Consider the following 18,375-nt stretch of genomic DNA (forward strand, 5'->3'; position numbering starts at 1 on the left):
GCCGCCCACCCTAGCGATCGTTCGTGAACGCCCGGCTCGCTGCGACCAGGCGGGCCGGGATCTCGGGATGGCCGGCCCAGTGCAGGTGCAGGTAGCTCGCGTGGACCGCGCCGGCCACCCAACCCTCGGGCTCCGCGCCGCGCCAGGCCCACGCCGGGGTCGGTGCCGAGGGCGGGGTCACCACCGTGCGGTGGAACTCGTGGCCGGTCGCCCGCATGCCGGCCGGCGCCACTGAGCTGTCGGTCAGGGCCACGGCGTCCCGGTAGCCCAGCGTCAGCCGGTCGGTCATCGCCGCGTCGGCGTCCAGCACCCCGCACATCGGGGCGCCGTCGAGGCTGCGGCACAGCCACAGCAGCCCCGCGCACTCGGCCGCGATCGGCGCGCCGGACGCGGCCAGCGCGGCCACGGCGGCGCGCAGCGGCGCGTTGGCGGCCAGCCGGTCGGCGTACACCTCGGGAAAGCCGCCGCCCACCACGAGCGCCCGGGTGCCCGGCGGCAGCGCCTCGTCACGCAAGGGGTCCACGATGGACACCTCGGCGCCCGCGCCGCGCAACAGCTCGACGGTCTCGGCGTACCCGAAGCTGAACGCCGGACCACCGGCGACCGCGACCACCGGCCGGCCGGTGACCGGGTCCGGATAGGACGGTGACCACGGCGTGGCCTGCAAGGGTGGTGCGGTCCGCGCCACCGCGAGCACCGCGTCGAGGTCGACCCCGCCGGCCACGACGGCGGCGAGCGCCGCGACGGACGCCTCGGCCTCCGCCGAGCGTTCCACGACCGGCACCAGGCCGAGGTGCCGCGACGGCGCGGCCACCGCCGAGTGCCTGCGCAGCGCTCCGAGTACGGGGGTGCCGACCTCCTCGCACGCGTCCCGCAGCAGGGTTTCGTGCCGGTCTGAACCGACTCGGTTGAGGATGACGCCGGCCAGCGGGACGTCCCCAAAGGACCGAAAGCCGTGCACGAGCGCGGCCACCGAGCGGCCCTGCGCGGACGCGTCGACGACCAGCACCACCGGGGCGCGCAGGAGCGCGGCGACGTGGGCGGTGGAGCCGAAGTCGCCCGCGCCGACGCGACCGTCGTACAGGCCCATGACGCCCTCTATTACCGCGAGTTCCGCGCCGGCGCTGCCGTGCGCGAACAGCGGCCCGATGCGCTCCTGCCCCACCAGCACCGGGTCGAGGTTGCGGCCCGGCCGGCCGGCGGCGAGCGCGTGGTAGCCGGGGTCGATGTAGTCCGGGCCCACCTTGAAGCCGGCGACCCGGGTGCCGCGGGCGGCGAACGCGGCCAGCAGTCCGGTCGCGACCGTCGTCTTGCCGTGCCCGGACGCGGGCGCCGCGACGACGAGCCGGGCTACCACTCGATGCCCTGCTGGCCCTTGCGTCCGGCGTCCATCGGATGCTTGACCTTCGTCATGTCGGTGACCAGGTCGGCCAGGTCGACCAGGCCGGCCGGGGCGTCCCGCCCGGTGACCACGACGTGCTGGCCGCCGGGGCGCTCGCGCAGCGTCGCGACGACATCCGCGACGTCGACCCAGCCCCACTTCATCGGGTACGTGAACTCGTCGAGCACGTAGAACCGATAGGCTTCGGCGGCCAGGTCGCGTTTGATCTGCGCCCAACCCTCGGCGGCCTCGGCGGCGTGGTCGCGCTCGGTGCCGGGACGCTGGATCCACGACCAGCCCTCACCCATCTTGTGCCAGGTGACCGCCCCGCCCTTGCCGGTCTCGCCGAGCGCCCGCAGGGCCGCCTCCTCGCCGACCTTCCACTTTGGACTCTTCACGAACTGGTACACCACGATCGGCCAGCCGGCGCTCCACGCGCGCAGCGCCATCCCGAACGCCGCCGTGGACTTGCCCTTGCCCTGTCCGGTGTGGACGGCCAGCACCGGCTGTCGGCGCCGCTCCCGCGTGGTGAGCCCGTCGTCGGGCACGTGCTCCGGCTTGCCCTGCGGCATCAGGCGGCCCTCCTCAGCGTGGACAGCTGCGCGAGCGGGACGCACTCGGCGCCCATAGCGTCGGCCAGCCGCCGGGCCAGGCCGAAGCGCACCGGGCCGGCCTCGCAGTCGACGACCACCGTGGTGGTGCCGGCGAGCTCCGGGGTGACGGTGAGCGGGTCTTCCCCGGCGGTGGCGCGCCCGTCGGTGACCACCACGAGCAGCGGCCGGCGGCGCGGGTCGCGGCGGCGCTCGGTCCGCAGCGTACGCGCCGCCGCGCGCAGGCCGGCGGCCAGCGGCGTACGGCCACCGGTGCGCAACTCGGCGAGCCGGGCCACCCCCACCTCGTGGCTGGACGTCGGCGGCAGCACCTCGTCCGCCCCGGCGCCCCGGAATGTGATCATGCCGACCCGGTCCCGCCGCTGGTACGCGTCGCGCAGCAGCGACAGCACGGCGGTCTTCACCGTGCCCATCCGCTTGCGGGCGGCCATCGACCCGGAGGCGTCCACCACGAAGAGCACCAGGTTCGCCTCCAGTCCGATGTGGACGGACTCGCGCAGGTCGCCCGGGTGGACCGTGCGGCTGCCCCGCGCGGCGGCGGCCCGCAGCGTGGCCGGCAGGTGCGGGGCGCCGGACCCCGCGGCAGCCGGGCGCCGACCACCCGGCCGCGCCGGGCGTACGCCTGGGACCGCCGGCCGGTGTGCGCCCGCTCGCCCGCCTTCGGCAGCGCCAGCACCCGCGGCTGGTACGCCTGCCCCGGCGCGGCGACCGGCTGGTCCGTCCCATCGCCTTCGCCGGACGGGCGGGACCCCGTCGGGCCACCGTCATCCGGACCGTCCGGCTCCTCGTCCGGCTCGCGCAGCGCCTCCTCCAGCTTCGACGAGTCGCTCCCGGGCGGGTCCAGCGGATCGCGCCGGCGCCGGTGCGGCAGCGCGAGCCGGGCCGCGTCCCGGATGTCGTCCGGGGTCACCTCGTCCCGGCCCTGCCACGCGGCGAGCGTCAACGCGGCCCGCGCGACCACGATGTCGGCGCGCAACCCGTCCACCCCGTACGCCAGGCAGATGCGGGCGATCCGGTCCAGCTCGACATCGGGCAGCCGTACACCGGGCAACACGTCGCGGGCGTCCGCGATCCGGCCGGCGAGCGCATTGTCCTGTATGGACCATCGCGCGGCGAAGCCGTCCGGGTCGGCGTCGTACGCCAGCCGCCGGCGTACCACCTCGGCCGGGGTGCCGGCTCGTCGGGCGACCCGACCGAGACCACCAGGCCGAACCGGTCCACCAGCTGCGGGCGCGGCTCGCCCTCCTCCGGGTTCATGGTGCCGACCAGCAGGAAGCGGGCCGCGTGCTTGACCGAGACCCCGTCCCGCTCCACGTGCGCCCGGCCCATCGCGGCGGCGTCCAGCAACAGGTCCACGAGGTGGTCCGGGAGCAGGTTCACTTCGTCCACATAGAGCAGTCCACGATGGGCGGCGGCGAGCAGTCCAGGCTCGTACGCCTTGACGCCCTCGGTGAGCGCCCGCTGGATGTCCAGGGTGCCCACGACCCGGTCTTCGGTGGCGCCGACCGGCAGTTCGACGAGCGCGGCCCGGCGCCGGGTCACCCCGCGCCGGGGTCGTGCGGACCGTCCGGGCAGGAGGCGTCCGGCGCGGCGGGGTCGCAGGCGAAGCGGCAGCCGCGTACGGCGTCCAACTCGGGCAGCAGGGTCGCCAGCGCGCGCACGACGGTCGATTTCGCCGTACCTTTCTCGCCGCGCACAAGCACTCCCCGATCGCAGGATTGACGGCGGTGAGCAGGAGTGCGAGACGCAGGTCGTCAAGGCCGACGACGGCGGAGAAGGGATAGGCCGCGGGCATGCGGGCCATGTTAGGCTGCCCAGGCCACGGTGTATCGGGAAGCCGGTGAAAGTCCGGCGTGGTCCTCGCCACTGTGACCGGGGAGTGTTCCCTCGCGACGCCACTGGGCCGGCAACGGTCTGGGAAGGTTGAGGGAGTGCGCTGATCCGGGAGCCAGGAGACCGGCCGTGGCACGCACCGCATCGCCACGAGGCATGGACGAGAGGAACACCTGGCATGTCAGCACCTTCGGCTTCCGCCGTCACCCCCGTTCGCGTACCTGTGGTGGCCTGGCTGCTCGCGGCCGCCGCCATCGCCGCGGTCTTCGTGCTCTTGCAGCTCAACGGCACCGCGTTCGCCGACCAGATCCACGAGCTCACGCACGACGGCCGGCACGCCTTCGGCGTTCCCTGCCACTAGCCGCGATGGGTTCCCTCACCCTCGGCGCGATCGTGCGCCGCGGGGCGCTCGCCGGGCTCTTCGCCGGCGTCGCCGCCTCGCTCGTCGCCCTGCTCCTCGTGGAGCCGCAGATCGACAACGCCCTGGTCATCGAAGAGGCACGGTCCACAGTGCACGAGGAGGCGCTGTACGGCCGTACCACACAGGTGATCGGCGGCATGGTGGCCGCGGCGATCGTCGCGGTGTGCCTCGCGCTGGTCGTGGCCGTGGTCTTCGCCCGGGTGCGGCACCGGCTGCCCGCCGGCACCGACTTCGGCCGGGCGGCGCTGCTGTCGTTCCTCGGGTTCGTCACGGTCGCGCTGCTGCCGGCCCTGAAGTACCCCGCGAACCCGCCCGGCGTGGGCGATCCCGACACGGTGACCGAGCGCACCGTCCAGTACCTCACGCTGATCGCCGCCGGGATCGCCGTCACGTGGCTGGCGTTGCTCGTCCACGACCGGCTGGCGGCGCGCCCGTGGCCACCCGCGCACCGTGCGGCGCTCGCCGTCGCGGTCGCCGCGGCCGGCTACGCCGCGCTGCTGATGACGTGGCCGGCCACTCCGGACGGCGTGCCGGCCGACATCCCGGCCGGGCTGCTGTGGGACTTCCGGCTCGCCTCCGTGGCCGAACTGGCGGCCCTGTGGACCGTGTTCGGGCTCAGCTTCGGGCTGCTGTTGACGCCGCGAAAGGTCATGGCGCCGGTCTGATCTCGACCGGCACCGCCTCGGTGTAGTGCAACCGTCCGAAGTAGACAACCTTGACGAGGGCCCACCAGTGGCTGCCCGGCCGGGCGGTGGCCGGCGCCGCGACTTCGTACCGCAGACGCGTGCTGCCGCCCGCCGGCACGGCGAAGCCCTGCGTCCACGGCGTGATGGCGACGCCGCAGTCCGGCCCGCCCCAGGTGCCGTACGGGCTCACCAACTGCGCCTCGCCGCGGATCTCGCCGGGCGACCGGTTGTCCAGCCGCACGGCGAGGTCGGCCCGAACACCTGGAGCGAGCCGGAGCGGCTCGGCGTCGAGGACGACGTCCAGCGGCACGCCCGCCTCGCCGACCGCCACCGCGACTACGTCCTCCAGCACCTGCCCGAGGTCGTCACGGATCCGGGCGCCCACGAAATACGTCCCCGCCGGGGCGCCGTCGGCGCGCACCCGCACCGCGAACTCGGCGTGCTCGCCCGCCGCCAGGTCGTACGGCAGCGGTCCGTCCGGGGTCACGGTGAGCCCGGCCGGCACGTCCAGGTCGACCACGCCGGCCGCCGCACGGGTCCCGGACGCGACGCGTACCAGGACGGTGCCGCCCGGTGCGATGGACGTCGGTTCGACGTGGACGCTCACCGGCAGGTAGCCCACCGGGGCCGGACCCTTGTTGTGCAGCCAGTACCGGGTGTAGACCGGCTGAGCCGGCTCGATCACTCTGCTGGCTGGCGCTCGCTCCGCTCGCGCGGGCCCCAGGGCCGCGCCGGCAGCCAGCAGCAGCGGCTGGGCGCCGACCGTCACCACGTCCGCTGCGGCCAGGTCGACCACCGCAGCCTCACCGTCCACAGTGAGCGGGCCGCGCGCCGTGCCCTCCAGCAGATCCGTCGCGACCGCGCTGTCGAGCCCGCCGTGCAGGCGCACCGTGGCCGTTGCCGGGGCGCCGGCCGACTCGTACAGGCGGAACGTCACCCCTGACGAGCCGTCGTTGGGCTGGCCAGACGCCATCGGGTTGCCACGCGGCTTGAGCGCGGCCAGCACGACCGTCTCCGGCTCGACGGAGGCGAGGCTCAGGCTCGCCGGGAGCGGGCCGGCGGCGGCGGGCACCTCCGTGGCGTGCACCGGGTGGTTGACCTCCTGACCGGCGCGCACGAAGCCGGCGTCCCGCCAGTCACCCGCGCCGGCCACCAGGCTGTAGCGGAACGTGTGGGTCCAGTGCTGCCAGGCGAACGAACTGCCGTCCGGGGCGGTGCGCCGCGGCCCGTCGATCCAGACGCCGCACGGCCACGCGCTGCACGACCGCATCAGCGACAGGTACAGCGTGCCGTCGGGCTCGGCGACGAAGCTCGGCGTGCCGTGGTTGACCAGCGCGACCGAGTGGCCGCCGAACGGCTCGGCGACCGGCGCGACGCCCGCCGCGTCGATGGCCGTGCCGTCGACGTCCAGCGCCTCGCCGGCCACCACGAGCACCGGCAGGTCGCGCGGGCCGCGCAGGTCCGCGTCCGGCGTCCAGGCCGCCCGGCGGCTGCGGTCCGCGGGGACGAAGACCTTTCCGGTACGCGCCAGCGCCTCCCGGTACGCCGGGCCGGCCGACTCCAGCACCGCCGCCGCGAAGGAGTTGCCGGCGCCCAGCGCGATCCGCACGTCCGGCAGGTTCGAGTCGGCGTCCAGGGCGCCGTAGCGTTGCCCGTCCGGGCGGGTGCCGGTGGCGGTGACCCCGATCGCGGCGAGCCGGACGAGCAGGTCCCGGGCCGGTGCGTCCGCGATCACCTCGGCCACGCCGATCGCGTGCTCCTGGCGGCTCCCGTCGGGCAGTCGTACCCGGATCCGCGCCGTCGCGGACAGCCCGGCCCAGGTGTGCGCCGGATTGTCCAATGTCCACAGATGTTCGGCGGCGTCCGAATTGGGAAAGCCGAACGACCGGCCGATCGCGGCGAACCCCACCTCGGACACCGGAAGCGCGCCGGGCGCGTCGAGGTCGAAGCGCACCCGCAGCAGGTGGTCCTGCCCGATGGAGCCGTCGACGTGGGTGCGGAAGTCGACCCGGTCGACGCCGTCCCACAGTGTGACCTCCTGGCGGGCGCGCAGGTCGCCGAGGTCCGCGACCGAGACGACCCGGCTGCCGACCGGGCTCGTCTCCGCGTACACCTCGGCGGGTCCGGCGCCGTGACCGGGCCCCTTCGGCAGCAGGTGCCACGGCCCCTCGCCCCACCGTGGATGGGAGTCGTGCTCCTCCTGGCGGACGAGCGCGCCGCCCAGGCCGCCGGGGCGCAGCAACTCGCGGCCGGTCCGGCGGTCAAGGACGCGGGACAGCGCGCCGCCCCGGGCCGGGTCGGCCGCCACCAGGAAGGCGTCGTTCGACGCGGTGTGTCCGGTGGCCCGGGTCCAACCCGCGGGCACGTCGGGCGCGTCGAGGACGCGGTAGACCCGGTAGCCGACCGGCGGGACCGCGCGGGCCAGGAACGAGAGCGTGACCTCGGCGAGCGTGCCATCCGGGTGCCGGCATACCCCTTCGGATACCGCCTTCACGGGCTCGCCATCGTCGGAGGCGACGGCAACCCCTTGCGGGCCGGGCGCGTCGAACGCCAGCCGGACCGTGGTGACCCCGTCGCGCGCCCAGGACAGCGGGTTGACCACCAGCACCGGGCGCCCCGGGCCAGCGGTGCCGACCTGCTCCCCGATGGCGCGCACCGCCGCGTCCCGCGCGCCGGCGGACCACTCGTACGCCTCGCGCCAACCGCCGAGCAGGTCCAGGTAGACCTGGTCGGACTCGGTGCCGGTGACCGCGTCGTGGTGGGCGCCGTAGGCCAGCTGCCGCCACGCCTTGTCCAGCGCCTCGGCCGGAAACCGGTGCCCGAACAACGTGGCCACTGTGGACAGCCGCTCCGCGTCCAGCACCGCGACCTCGCCGGCCCGCTGGGCCTGTTTGGTGTCGATGTAGGACACGTCCTTGCCGGTGTAGACCGGGTTCATGTCCCGGGTCTGCGGTGACAACGACCGTCCACTGTGGGCAAGGTCGGCGCGTACGGCGGCGAAGAAGTCGCGCGGCAGGCCGACCACGAAGCGGGGCCACACGTACCGCTTGGCCCAGTGCCGGTGGATCTCCGTGCACCAGCGCGACGGCACGTTGTGGTCGTGTCCCACGGGCAGCAGCACGTTGCGCGTCGCGGCGACCCGCTTCAACTCCCGGAACTGGGCGTACGCCTCGGCCATCGCGGCGTCGAGCGTATCCTTGCGCTCGATGTCCCAGCCCGCCACATAGTGGTTGGCCATGTACGCGGTCAGCAGCCCGCGCCCGCTCGGCGAGACCCACTCGAACTCGCTGGGAAACTGCATCCGGGTGATGTCGCCGGTATGCCGCTTCGCCCCGACGTGGTGGAACGGCCCGCGCGCCCAGGCGCTGGAGTCCAGGCCGGCGTCCGCCATGAGGCCGGGAAAGGCCGGGTCGTGCCCGAAGACGTCGAGCATCCAGGCCGAGCGGGGATCGCCGCCGAGCACGTCGCGCTGGTATCCGATGCCGTAGACCGCGTTGCGGATCGTCGACTCGGGGTGGGTGAGGTTGGTGTTGGGCTCGTTGTACGCCCCGCCGACCAACTCGACGCGCCCCTCGTGCAGGAACCGGCGCAGCTCGGCCCGGTCACCGGGAAACGCGTCCCAGTACGGCTTGAGGTAGTCGATCTCGGCGAGCACGAACCGGTAGTCCTCGTCGTGCCGGGCCGCCTCCAGGTGCGCCCGGACGAGGTCGAACGCCGTCCGCACGAACGGTGGCCGCAGCCGGTCCGCCCACGGCAGGTCGTGCCAGACCTCGGTGAAGCCGCCCTGGGTGTTCCACCACACCGGGTCGTAGTGGAAGTGCGACACCATCCACATCGTCCAGCCGGTGTCGGCCGCCGTGATGAACGTGTCCACCATGGACGGTTGGTCGTCGACGAGGGCGGTGACCCGGTGCACCGAGCCGGCCGGCGCGGGGGCGGCGATCCGCACCCCGACCTCGACGACGCCCGGCACCTCGTGGACCACCACGGGCTCCGGCGTGGTGACCGACGGCCCCTCGACGCGTACCGTGACGGGTCCTCGCCCCTCCCCCAGGGTGACCCGCATCACCTGCAGCGGCGCGCTGGCCGTACCCGTGAAGAGGTCCGTGCCCTCGACGGCCAAAACGCGCGGTGTCACGCCGTTCCTCCCATGCCATAGTCCCAGCTCAGCGCCGTACACACTAAGGTAAGCACATGAGTGGATCTTCTCCGGTCCGGCAGCTTCGCCTCGTCGTCACCGCCGACGACTACGACGCCGCGCTGCGCTTCTACCGCGACGTCCTCGGCATGCCCGAGCAGGCCGCGTTCTCCTCGCCGGACGGGCGCGTGGCGATCCTGGAGGCCGGAGTCGCCACCCTCGAACTGGCCGACGCCGGGCACGCCGACTACGTCGACGAGGTCGAGGTGGGGCGGCGGGTGGCCGGGCACATCCGGGTCGCGTTCGAGGTCGACGACGCCGCCGAGGCGACCGCGCGGCTGGCCGCGGCCGGCGCCGAGGTGATCGCCCCACCGACCCGCACGCCCTGGGACTCGCTGAACTCCCGCCTCGAAGGCCCGGCGCACCTGCAGCTGACGCTCTTCGAGGAACTGGGGTGACGCCCAGTTGTCCTTTGCCCTACCCCGCGTCCGGCGCGGCTGAGTCGTAGGCGGCCGCCACCTTCTTCGGCACGCACATGCGCCACGCGTCGGTGACGAGCTCGCGCATCTCGTCGCGGTCGATGGCGGCCAGCCGCACCCGGACCCACTGATACCGCTCGTCGGACTTGATCGGCATCAGGAACTTGTCGGGCTCGGCGGCGACCAGGGCCTCGCGCTCCTCCTTGGGAAAGCCGAAGCCCATCAACGTCTCGTCCCGGGACAGCGACACGAAGACGATCCGCCCCACCCGGAACTTCACCCGGTCGCGCACCAGCGCCTCGTAGGCGCGTGGCAGGGACAGCGCCACCTGCCGTACGTCCTCCGCCGTCACCACCGCTTCACCGTATCCGTGTGCTATCGTTCGCGTAACTTGACAGCGGCTAGATCGGAGGTTGTCATGAGTGACGCCAGTCGGGTCGTCGCGGGCATCATGCTGCTGACGATCGTGACCATCGAGTTCGGCGGCTGGTTCATGACCAAGATCGTGCGGGGTCAGGTGCCGATGACCGACTTCCAGAAGGCGTTCGCCCGGGCCGGGCACGCGCACGCCGGCGTACTCGTGACGCTGGGGCTGGTGTGCCAACTCCTCGCCGACGCGACCACGCTCGACGGCGTCGCGGACTGGGTGGCGCGCCTCGGCGTACCGGCGGCGGCGATCCTGATGTCCGGGGGCTTCTTCGCCTCGTCCGCCGGCAAGGACGTCACTCAGCCCAACCGCTTCTTCGCGATCCTCTGGGCCGGCGCCGCGTGCCTGGCCGCCGGCACGATTACGCTCGGGGTCGGACTTCTCATAGCCTAGGGCCATGACGTGGGACGAGGTGCTGGCGTACTGCCTGGCCAAGCCCGGAGCGTGGCAGGACGAGCCCTGGGAGGGCGACGTCGTGGTGAAGGTCGGCAGCAAGATCTTCGCGTTCCTGGGCTCGGAGTCGGAGTCGCGAGGCAGCGTCGGAGTCAAGTGCGGCGCCAGCCGCGAGGTGGCCGACGAATGGCTGGCCCGCTATCCGGACGACGCGTCGGTGATGGCGTACATCGGCCGGTCCGGGTGGAACACGCTGGGCTTCGACGGCAAGATCCCGCCGGACGAGCTGCTCGAAGCGGTGGACGCCTCGTACGACGCGGTGGTCAGCAAGCTCCCCAAACGAGAGCGCCCGACCTAAGCCCTCCGCGCCCGCCCTCCGCCCTCCGCGCCCCGCGCTCTCCTCGTCGATCAAGGGCGAACGGTCGTGCTTTGATCTCCGATCCACGACCGTTTGCCCTTGATCGACGCGGTTTTCCTTGATCGGCGCGGGCCGGGCGGGGCGGGTAGGCCCCCGGAGCGGACAGGAGCCCCAAAAAGGGGGCCCATTGGGCGTCCCGCTGTGAGTGGGCGCGCCCCCAAGGCCGGGAAGTTAGGGGAACCCGGTGCGTGTCAAGCGCTGACGACGCAGGGCGGGTCTTGACGACTGTGGCGAGTAGTTGCCGTCCACGGGGCAACTACTCGCCACAGTCGTGGATGGCCTTGGGTCTCGCGGTCGGGTATGCCGGATACGTCCGAGCGGCCGGCCCGATCGCCCCGGCCACGTCGAACAGCGCCGACACCGCTTGACAAGGGCCCACTTTCCTTAACTACCCGGCCTTGGGGGCGCCCCTTTGCCTGCGTGAAGCTGTACAGAGGGCGCCCTACTCACGCCCGATCCCCAGCAGGGGCCCCCTACTCACGGGTAACCCGTGGCCTACGCGGCGCCGCGCTCGTCGGAGTGGGCGATGTCCCCGACATTGCCCACGATCTCGGTGGCGGCGTCTCGCGGGAAGCGGACACCGTCCCACACCCCCGGCAGCGCTCGCCGATCAAGGACTTTGGCGTCGATCAAGGGCGAATGGTCGTGGAAAAGAGATCAAAGCACGACCATTCGCCCTTGATCGACGGCGAGAGGGGAGAGGGGGCGCGAGGAGGGCGGCGAGGGGGCGGGGGAGGAGGAGGGGCGGGGTTAGTGGCGGAGGGCGCGGATGATTAGCCAGGTCACGCCTGCGGCGGCGGCGGACAGGAGCAGGAGGCCGGCGTAGCGGGCCATCGGGGTGGCGGCCGACAGGCGCAGGACGTCGATGGGCTCCGGCTCCGCGGGGGCGGGGCGAGCTCGACGTCCGCCGCAGGAACGGCGGGCGTCGACAGCTCCTGGGCCAGGCAGTCGGCGAACCGGCCCAGCAGGCGGCCGCCGACGTCGGCCAGCATGCCGCGGCCGAACTGCGCCGGTTTGCCGGTGACGGTCAGGTCGGTGGTCACCTCGACGCGGGTCGCGTCCCCGTCGGGTACGAGGACGGCGGTGACGGTGGCGGCGGCCGTACCCGCGGCCCGGGTGTCGCGACCCGACGCCTCGACGACCACGCGGTGGGCCGCCTCGTCGCGCTCGACGAAGCGGCCCTTGCCCGTGTACGTCAGGACGATCGGCCCGACCTTGACCTTCACCGTGCCGGTGAAGTGCTCGCCGTCGAAGTCGGTCAGGGTGGCACCCGGCATGCACGGGGCGACCCGCGGCACGTCGAGCAGCACCTGCCATGCCTCGTCGACCTTCGCCGGCACGGTGAACTGGTGGTCAAGCCGCATGTACGCCTCCGGCGGCGGCCAGCGCGCGCCGGGTCAGCACGGTGGCCAGGTGCGTGCGGTAGTCGGCGGACGCGGTCACGTCGGTCGGGGGCGCGGTGCCCTCGGCGGCCCGTTCGGCGGCGGCGGCCACGGCGTCCATGGTCGCCGGGGCGCCGACCAGCGCCTCCTCCACGCCCCGGGCCCGGATCGGCGTGGCGCCCATGTTGGTCAGCGACACGCGGGCCTCGGCGATGCTGCCGTTGTCCCGGCGTACGGCCGCGGCGACGCCGACGATGGACCACGCCTGCGCCACCCGGTTGAACTTCTCGTAGTGCGTGCCCCACCCGTCCTGCTTCGGGACCCGGACGGAGACCAGCACCTCGTCCGGGCCCAGCGCGGTGGTCAGGAAGTCCACGAAGAAGTCGGACGCGGCGACCGTGCGGCGGCCACCGGGTCCAGCGATCTCCATGACCACGTCCAGCGCGACCGCCACGCCGGGCAGGTCGCCCGCCGGGTCGGCGTGCGCCAGCGAGCCGCCGATCGTGCCGAGGTGGCGCACCTGGCGGTCGGCGACCGTGGCGGTGGCCTGGGCCAGCAGCGGCGCGTGCGCGCGCACGAGCGGGTCGCGCAGGATGTCGGCGTGCCGGGTCATCGCGCCGATGACCAGGGCGTCGCCGTCGTCGCGGACGTCGCGTAGCTCGCCGAGGCCGCCGAGGTCGACGAGCACGCTGGGCGCGGCCAGCCGCAGGCGCAGCACCGGGATCAGGCTCTGCCCGCCGGCCAGCACCTTGGCGTCCTCACCACCGTCCGTCAGCGCCTGGACCGCCTCGTCCACGGTGGACGGACGGACGTACTCGAACGCGGCCGGGATCATGACCGGTCACCCCCTTGGACGGCCCGCCACACGCGCTCCGGCGTGCACGGCATGCGGATGTCGTTCACCCCGTACGGGCGCAGCGCGTCGACGACGGCGTTGACCACGGCCGGCGTCGACGCGATCGTGCCGGCCTCGCCGACGCCCTTCACACCCAGCGGGTGGTCCGGCGCGGGCGTCTCGGTGCGGTCGCTCACGATGTCCGGCAGGTCCGCCGCGCTCGGCACCGTGTAGTCCACGAACGTGCCGGTGAGCAGGTTGCCGTCGGCGTCGTACACGGCCTCCTCGAACAGGGCCTGGGCGATGCCCTGGGCCACGCCGCCGTGCACCTGGCCCTCGACGATCAGCGGGTTGATGACCCGGCCGACGTCGTCGACGGCCACATAGGACCGGATCGAGACCCGCCCGGTCTCGGTGTCCACTTCGGTCGCGCACAGGTGCGTGCCGTGCGGGAACGAGAAGTTGGCCGGGTCGTACGTGGCTTCGGCGTCGAGGGTCGGTTCGACGCCGTCGGGCAGGTCGTGCGCGGCGAACACGGCCAGCGAGCAGTCCGCGATCGTCTTGCCGGCCACATCGGACGGTGCGCCGCGTACCCGGAACGTGCCGCCGCTGAACTCCAGGTCGGACACGTCGCATTCGAGCAGGTGCGCGGCGATCGGCTTGGCCTTGTCGACGACCCGCTGGCAGGCGTTGACGAGCGCGAACCCGCCGACCGCCAGGGACCGCGACCCGTACGTGTCCAGGCCCTTGTGCGAGGTGCGGGTGTCGCCGTGCAGCACCTCGACGTCCTCGAACGCCACGCCGAGCTGGTCGGCGACGATCTGGCTCCACGCCGTCTCGTGGCCCTGCCCGTGCGGCGACGTGCCGGTGACCACCTCGACCTTGCCGGTGGGCAGCACGCGCACGCTGGCGCTCTCCCAGCCGCCGGCACCGTACCGGAGGGCACCGAGCACCCGGGACGGCGCGAGCCCGCACATCTCGGTGTACGTGGACACGCCGATCCCGAGTTGCACCGGGTCCTTCGCGGAACGCCGGGCGGCCTGCTCGCGGCGCAGCTCGTCGTACCCGAAAAGGGCCAACGCCTTGTCGGTGGCGGCCTCGTAGTTGCCTGAGTCGTAGGTCAGCCCGGCGACGGTGTTGAACGGGAACTCCTCGTGCCCGATCCAGTTGCGCCGACGTACCTCGATGGGGTCCTGGCCGACCTCGACGGCGAGCTCGTCCATGATCCGCTCGATGGCGTACGTGGCCTCGGGACGCCCGGCGCCCCGGTAGGCGTCGGTCAGGGTGGTGTTGGTGAACACGCCTGTGCACTCGAAGCGGTACGCCGGGAACTTGTAGATGGCGTTGTACATGAACGCGCCGAGCAGCGGCACCCCCGGCGTGACCAACCCCATGTACGCGCCCATGTTGGCCAGCAGCCGCACCCGCAGGCCGAGCACCGTGCCGTCGCGCCGGGCGGCCAACTCCAGCTCCTGGATCTGGTCGCGGCCGTGGTGGGCGGACAGGATGCTGTCCGACCGGGTCTCGGTGTACTTGACCGGCTTGCGGACCCGCTGCGCGGCGATGAAGGCGATCATCTCCTCCGCGGTGACCTGCAGCTTGCCGCCGAACCCGCCGCCGACGTCCGGAGCGATCACCCGGACCTTGTGCTCGGGCGTGCCGGTCACCACCGCCATCAGGAAGCGCAGGATGTGCGGGATCTGGGTGGCGGACCACACGGTCTGCTGGTCGCCGGTCGGGTCGACGACCACGCTGCGCGGCTCCATGAACGCCGGGATCAGCCGCTGCTGGACGTACCGGCGCTTGATGACGACCTCGGCGTCCGCGAACGCCGCGTCCACCGACTGGCCGGTGCCGGCCTCGCCGGAGTCGAAGATCCACGTGTACGCCTTGTTGGTGCCCTTGTCGGCGTGCACCAGCCGGGCGTCCTCGGCGAGGGCCTCCGGCATGTCGAGCACGACCGGCAGCGGCTCGTAGTCGATCTCGATGGCGGCGAGCGCGTCGACCGCGCTGGCCCGGTCGCGGGCCACCACGACGGCGACCGCCTCGCCGACGTGCCGCACCTCGTCGACGGCGACCGGCGGGTGGTCCGGCAGCACCATGTCCTCGGTGACCGGCCACGCGCACGGCAGGCTGCCCTGCACGTCGGCCACGTCCCGGCCGCTGAACGCCGCCACGACGCCCGGCTCGCGCAGCGCGGCCGAGGTGTCGACGCGGGTGATCCGGGCGTGCGCCATGGGGCTGCGCAGGATCGCCAGGTGCAGCATGCCGGGCAGGGTGATGTTTTCCGTCCACATTGTCCGGCCGGTGATGAGCCGGGCGTCCTCTTTGCGCCGTCGGGCGGTGCCGACCTCGCCGGACGGGCGCTCGTGGGTGACGGTCATGCCGACACCTCCTCGCTGGCCGGCTCCGGCGCGGGGGCCTGGGCGGAGCGCATCGCGGTGGCGGCGTCGCGGACCGCCCGGACGATGTTCTGGTAGCCGGTGCAGCGGCACAGGTTTCCCTCGAGCCCCTCCCGGATCTCCGCGTCGGTGGGGTCGGGGTTCTCGGCGAGCAGGTCGACCGCCGTCATGATCATCCCAGGCGTGCAGAAGCCGCACTGGAGGGCGTGGCAGTCGTGGAACGCCTGCTGTACCGGGTGTAGGCCACCGTCGCCGAGGCCCTCGACGGTGGTGACGTCCTTGCCGTCGGCCTGGACGGCCAGGACGGTACAGCTCTTCACGGCCTCACCGGCCATGAGGACGGTGCAGGAGCCGCAGTTGCTGGTATCGCAGCCGACCACGGTGCCGACCTTGCCGAGCCGTTCACGCAGGTGGTGGACGAGAAGAGTGCGGGGTTGGACGTCATCGTCGTAGCGGACGCCATCGACGGTGATGCTGATACGGGCCATCATCCCTCCCATGGGGCGACCTACCCATCAGACAAGTCCTCCCAGCGATCTACCGCAAGGGGTTCGGCGTAACCCGCCAGAAACACTTACGGCTTCGAGATGACCCGGACGAGCTCTTCCAGGGCGGCGAGGCTGTGCCCGGCGACGAAGTCGTCCAGATAGGGCAGCGCCGCCGCCATCCCGGCGACCAGCGGCTCGTACCCGGGCTTGCCGCGGTGCGGGTTGACCCACACCACCCGGTGCGCCAATCGGGACAGCCGGGCCATCTGCGCGGCGAGCTGCGCCGGGTCGCCGCGCTCCCAGCCGTCGCTGCACAGCACCACCACCGCGCCGCGGGCCGTGCCGCGCTGCCCCCACCGGTCCAGGAACGCCTTCAGCGACTCCGCCAGCCGGGTGCCGCCGTGCCAGTCCGGGATGGCCTCGCCGGCCCCCGGATGGCGCCGTCCGGGTCGCGGTGGCGCAGCGCCCGGGTCACCCGGGTCAGCCGGGTGCCCAGCGTGAACGCCTCGGTCAGGGTCGGGCGCCGCCGTACCGCCGCGTGGCCGAAGCGCAGCAGGGCGTCGGCGTACGGGGCCATCGAGCCGGACACGTCCAGCAGCAGGACCAGCCGGCGCGGCTTGGGCCGGTGGTCGCGGCGGGCCAGCCGGGTCGGCTCGCCGAGGTGGCGCAGCATCCGCCGTACCGTGCGGGGCGGGTCGACCCCGCCACCCCGGGCCGGGCGCCACCGGCGACCGGGCCGGACCGCGGTGCTCGGGGCCAGGAGCGCCACGAGCCGTCGTACCTCGTCGCGCTCGGCCGCCGAGAGGGCCGCGACGTCGCGGCGGCGCAGCACCTCGGCGGCGCTGGCCGCGACGTTGAGGTCCTTCTGCGGGTCGGCGCCGGCCTCGCCGCCCTCGGAGCGCTGCGCGAACAGCGCGGCCGCGCGGCGGCGGGCGGGCACGGGCGCCGGCGGACGGACGGGCATGCGGCCGCCGAAGTAGGCGGCGAACGCGGCGTCGTAGATCGGCAGGTCGTCCGGCTCGCCGCAGAGCGTCAACCGGCCCGCCCAGTAGGCGTCCTCCGGCCGGGTCACGTCCAGCGCGTCGACGGCCGCGATCATCGCCTCGACCCGTTCGCCGATCGCCTGTACGCCGGCGTTGCGCAGCGTGCGCGCGAAGCCGACCAGGACGCCGGTCAGGTAGTCAGCCACGGCTGCGCCGCCCGCACCCGGTCGGCGTCCTCGCGGTACTTCAGCACCGCGCCGAGGGTGGCCGCGGCCAGATCGGGGTCCATCTGCCGGGCGCCGAGGGCGTCCAGGGCGTTGGCCCAGTCCAGGGCCTCCGCCACGCCCGGCGCCTTGATCAGGTCGAGCCGCCGCATCCGCTGGATCGCGCCGGCCACGTCGGTGGCCAGCCGCTCGGTGACCTCCGGCAGCCGGGAACGCAGGATCGCCACCTCGCGCTCGAAGGTCGGGTGCTCCACCCAGTGGTAGAGGCAGCGGCGCTTGAGCGCGTCGTGCACCTCCCGGGTGCGGTTGCTGGTCAGCACCGTCAGCGGCGGCCGCTCGGCGGCGATCCGGCCCAGTTCCGGGATGGTGATCGCGGCGTCCGCGAGGATCTCCAGCAGGAACGCCTCGAACTCGTCGTCGGCCCGGTCGATCTCGTCGACCAGCAGCACGCACGGGGTGCGTTCCAGCGCCTGCAGCAGCGGCCGGGCGATGAGGAACCGCCGGTCGTACAGGCTGGCCTCCAGTGCCTCAGTGTCCGGTTTGTCCCCGGCCGCGACGGCGGCCGCCTCCACCGTGCGCAGGTGCAGGATCTGGCGCGGGAAGTCCCAGTCGTACAGGGCCTGGGAGGCGTCCAGCCCCTCGTAGCACTGCAACCGGACGAAGTGGGCGCCGGTCGCGTCGGCCAGCGCCTGGGCGAACGCGGTCTTGCCCACACCCGCGTCGCCCTCCAGGAAGAGCGGACGGCCGAGCCGCTGCGCGAGATGGCCGGCGGTCGCCAGGCCGTCGTCGGCCAGGTAACCGACCCCGGCGAGGGCCTGCGCCAGGGCGGCGGGGGTGGCAGGGATCACTTGACCAATCTATGCCACGCATGACCGGTATCACGCGCGCAGTTAACACGCTCGTAGCGAATACGCAGTGTCATGGAAGGGAGGAGGTAAAGATGCTGTACGACTGCCCCGAATGCGGGCTCCCGACGACCGTGACCAGCCAAGGGAAGGCCGCCGGCAGCGACGGCCCGGTCGAGGTCGTCGGTGTGCGCTGCGTGGCCGACCACTGGTTCCTCGGCCCCGGCGACACGCTGCGCCGGCTGTTGCCCATGCCCCGGCGCAGCGACCGCTGAGAGGTCGGTCAGTTCTCCTCGTCGGCGGGCGCGGAGCTGACGCCCTTGCCCTGCGTGGTGGAGCTGACCCCTTGCCCTGGGTCGTGGAGCTGACCCCCTTGCCCTGCGTCGAGCTGACACCCTTGCCTTGCGTGGTCACCTCGGTCGGTTCCAG

Annotated in this window: 18 protein-coding genes, 1 pseudogene and 1 riboswitch; of the genes and pseudogenes, 6 read left to right on the forward strand and 13 right to left on the reverse strand. The window is 73.3% G+C overall.

From position 1 onward, the window contains the following. Positions 1–10: 10 nt before the first annotated feature. From Prum_RS08445 to Prum_RS08455, 3 genes and pseudogenes are all read right to left on the reverse strand, one after another. Positions 11–1,357 (reverse strand): cobyrinic acid a,c-diamide synthase CobB, encoded by a 1,347-nt coding sequence (locus Prum_RS08445; protein ID WP_173075399.1) that lies wholly within the window; start codon positions 1,355–1,357, stop codon positions 11–13. Continuing rightward, entirely contained in the window at positions 1,351–1,953 is a 603-nt protein-coding gene (gene cobO / locus Prum_RS08450; protein WP_173075401.1) for a cob(I)yrinic acid a,c-diamide adenosyltransferase, read from the reverse strand. Before cobO ends, Prum_RS08445 begins: the two co-directional genes overlap by 7 nt. Further along, positions 1,953–3,787 (reverse strand): annotated as a pseudogene (locus tag Prum_RS08455) (magnesium chelatase subunit D family protein). Before Prum_RS08455 ends, cobO begins: the two are co-directional and overlap by 1 nt. Positions 3,788–3,797: 10 nt before the next feature. Next, positions 3,798–3,971, forward strand: a riboswitch (cobalamin riboswitch). Positions 3,972–4,051: 80 nt separating this feature from the next. On the opposite strand from Prum_RS08455, the gene Prum_RS08460 reads away from it, so the two are divergent. Both Prum_RS08460 and Prum_RS08465 read left to right on the forward strand, forming a co-directional pair. Further along, positions 4,052–4,186, forward strand: coding sequence for a CbtB domain-containing protein (locus tag Prum_RS08460; protein WP_246277746.1), 135 nt, complete (start codon positions 4,052–4,054; stop codon positions 4,184–4,186). A gap of 5 nt (positions 4,187–4,191) precedes the next feature. Next, on the forward strand, positions 4,192–4,911 hold the full coding sequence (locus Prum_RS08465; RefSeq protein WP_173075404.1) for a CbtA family protein: 720 nt from the start codon (positions 4,192–4,194) through the stop codon (positions 4,909–4,911). On the opposite strand, the gene Prum_RS08470 is transcribed toward Prum_RS08465, so the two are convergent. Continuing rightward, on the reverse strand, positions 4,895–9,070 hold the full coding sequence (locus Prum_RS08470) for a glycoside hydrolase family 38 N-terminal domain-containing protein (protein ID WP_173075406.1): 4,176 nt from the start codon (positions 9,068–9,070) through the stop codon (positions 4,895–4,897). The two genes, Prum_RS08465 and Prum_RS08470, sit on opposite strands and share 17 nt — an antisense overlap. A 56-nt stretch (positions 9,071–9,126) precedes the next feature. Here Prum_RS08470 and Prum_RS08475 point away from each other — a divergent pair, with 56 nt between their 5' ends. Beyond that, positions 9,127–9,528, forward strand: a complete 402-nt coding sequence (locus Prum_RS08475; protein ID WP_173075408.1) for a VOC family protein — start codon at positions 9,127–9,129, stop codon at positions 9,526–9,528. Between the two features lie 19 nt (positions 9,529–9,547). Here the strand turns inward: Prum_RS08475 and Prum_RS08480 are convergent, their stop codons facing one another. Beyond that, entirely contained in the window at positions 9,548–9,904 is a 357-nt protein-coding gene (locus Prum_RS08480) for an MmcQ/YjbR family DNA-binding protein (protein WP_173075409.1), read from the reverse strand. A 63-nt stretch (positions 9,905–9,967) separates the two neighbouring features. Between Prum_RS08480 and Prum_RS08485 the strand changes: the two genes are divergently transcribed. Together Prum_RS08485 and Prum_RS08490 are read left to right on the forward strand one after the other, a co-directional pair. Next, complete coding sequence (locus Prum_RS08485) at positions 9,968–10,369, forward strand: hypothetical protein (protein WP_173075411.1); 402 nt, start codon at positions 9,968–9,970, stop codon at positions 10,367–10,369. A 4-nt stretch (positions 10,370–10,373) separates the two neighbouring features. Then, positions 10,374–10,727: an MmcQ/YjbR family DNA-binding protein gene (locus Prum_RS08490; protein WP_173075413.1), complete on the forward strand. Its 354-nt coding sequence runs from the start codon at positions 10,374–10,376 to the stop codon at positions 10,725–10,727. A gap of 555 nt (positions 10,728–11,282) precedes the next feature. Here Prum_RS08490 and Prum_RS08495 read toward each other — a convergent pair. From Prum_RS08495 to Prum_RS08525, 8 genes are all read right to left on the reverse strand, one after another. Continuing rightward, positions 11,283–11,420 carry a hypothetical protein gene (locus Prum_RS08495; RefSeq protein WP_173075415.1) on the reverse strand — a complete coding sequence of 46 codons (138 nt, stop codon included), beginning with the start codon at positions 11,418–11,420 and terminating at the stop codon, positions 11,283–11,285. A gap of 149 nt (positions 11,421–11,569) precedes the next feature. After that, entirely contained in the window at positions 11,570–12,151 is a 582-nt protein-coding gene (locus Prum_RS08500; protein ID WP_218577143.1) for an SRPBCC family protein, read from the reverse strand. Then, positions 12,141–13,004 carry an FAD binding domain-containing protein gene (locus Prum_RS08505; protein WP_173075417.1) on the reverse strand — a complete coding sequence of 288 codons (864 nt, stop codon included), beginning with the start codon at positions 13,002–13,004 and terminating at the stop codon, positions 12,141–12,143. The genes Prum_RS08500 and Prum_RS08505 overlap by 11 nt, the downstream gene beginning before the upstream one ends. Continuing rightward, a complete protein-coding gene (locus Prum_RS08510) occupies positions 13,001–15,388 on the reverse strand; it encodes a xanthine dehydrogenase family protein molybdopterin-binding subunit (RefSeq protein WP_173075419.1) in 2,388 nt (795 codons plus the stop codon). Before Prum_RS08510 ends, Prum_RS08505 begins: the two co-directional genes overlap by 4 nt. Continuing rightward, positions 15,385–15,894 carry a (2Fe-2S)-binding protein gene (locus Prum_RS08515; RefSeq protein WP_173075421.1) on the reverse strand — a complete coding sequence of 170 codons (510 nt, stop codon included), beginning with the start codon at positions 15,892–15,894 and terminating at the stop codon, positions 15,385–15,387. The genes Prum_RS08510 and Prum_RS08515 overlap by 4 nt, the downstream gene beginning before the upstream one ends. 86 nt (positions 15,895–15,980) lie before the next feature. Beyond that, positions 15,981–16,310, reverse strand: coding sequence for a VWA domain-containing protein (locus Prum_RS53670; RefSeq protein ID WP_281369117.1), 330 nt, complete (start codon positions 16,308–16,310; stop codon positions 15,981–15,983). Continuing rightward, positions 16,268–17,083 carry a vWA domain-containing protein gene (locus tag Prum_RS53675; RefSeq protein ID WP_281368869.1) on the reverse strand — a complete coding sequence of 272 codons (816 nt, stop codon included), beginning with the start codon at positions 17,081–17,083 and terminating at the stop codon, positions 16,268–16,270. The genes Prum_RS53670 and Prum_RS53675 overlap by 43 nt, the downstream gene beginning before the upstream one ends. Then, positions 17,068–17,949 carry an AAA family ATPase gene (locus tag Prum_RS08525; protein WP_246277747.1) on the reverse strand — a complete coding sequence of 294 codons (882 nt, stop codon included), beginning with the start codon at positions 17,947–17,949 and terminating at the stop codon, positions 17,068–17,070. Before Prum_RS08525 ends, Prum_RS53675 begins: the two co-directional genes overlap by 16 nt. A gap of 92 nt (positions 17,950–18,041) precedes the next feature. Here Prum_RS08525 and Prum_RS08530 point away from each other — a divergent pair, with 92 nt between their 5' ends. Then, positions 18,042–18,221: a hypothetical protein gene (locus tag Prum_RS08530; RefSeq protein ID WP_173075423.1), complete on the forward strand. Its 180-nt coding sequence runs from the start codon at positions 18,042–18,044 to the stop codon at positions 18,219–18,221. The last annotated feature ends 154 nt before the right edge of the window (positions 18,222–18,375 follow it).

The sequence above is a fragment of the Phytohabitans rumicis genome (genome assembly GCF_011764445.1).
In the GTDB taxonomy this organism is placed as follows: Bacteria; Actinomycetota; Actinomycetes; order Mycobacteriales; family Micromonosporaceae; genus Phytohabitans; species Phytohabitans rumicis.

What these genes read in the sequence shown, in the direction of transcription:
- Prum_RS08485 (WP_173075411.1), top strand. Translation starts at nt 9,968, where the DNA reads ATGAGTGACGCCAGTCGGGTCGTCGCGGGCATCATGCTGCTGACGATC.
- Prum_RS08475 (WP_173075408.1), top strand. Translation starts at nt 9,127, where the DNA reads ATGAGTGGATCTTCTCCGGTCCGGCAGCTTCGCCTCGTCGTCACCGCC.
- Prum_RS08500 (WP_218577143.1), bottom strand. Translation starts at nt 12,151, where the DNA reads ATGCGGCTTGACCACCAGTTCACCGTGCCGGCGAAGGTCGACGAGGCA.
- cobO (WP_173075401.1), bottom strand. Translation starts at nt 1,953, where the DNA reads ATGCCGCAGGGCAAGCCGGAGCACGTGCCCGACGACGGGCTCACCACG.
- Prum_RS08510 (WP_173075419.1), bottom strand. Translation starts at nt 15,388, where the DNA reads ATGACCGTCACCCACGAGCGCCCGTCCGGCGAGGTCGGCACCGCCCGA.
- Prum_RS08505 (WP_173075417.1), bottom strand. Translation starts at nt 13,004, where the DNA reads ATGATCCCGGCCGCGTTCGAGTACGTCCGTCCGTCCACCGTGGACGAG.
- Prum_RS08515 (WP_173075421.1), bottom strand. Translation starts at nt 15,894, where the DNA reads ATGGCCCGTATCAGCATCACCGTCGATGGCGTCCGCTACGACGATGAC.
- Prum_RS08490 (WP_173075413.1), top strand. Translation starts at nt 10,374, where the DNA reads ATGACGTGGGACGAGGTGCTGGCGTACTGCCTGGCCAAGCCCGGAGCG.
- Prum_RS08465 (WP_173075404.1), top strand. Translation starts at nt 4,192, where the DNA reads ATGGGTTCCCTCACCCTCGGCGCGATCGTGCGCCGCGGGGCGCTCGCC.
- Prum_RS08530 (WP_173075423.1), top strand. Translation starts at nt 18,042, where the DNA reads ATGCTGTACGACTGCCCCGAATGCGGGCTCCCGACGACCGTGACCAGC.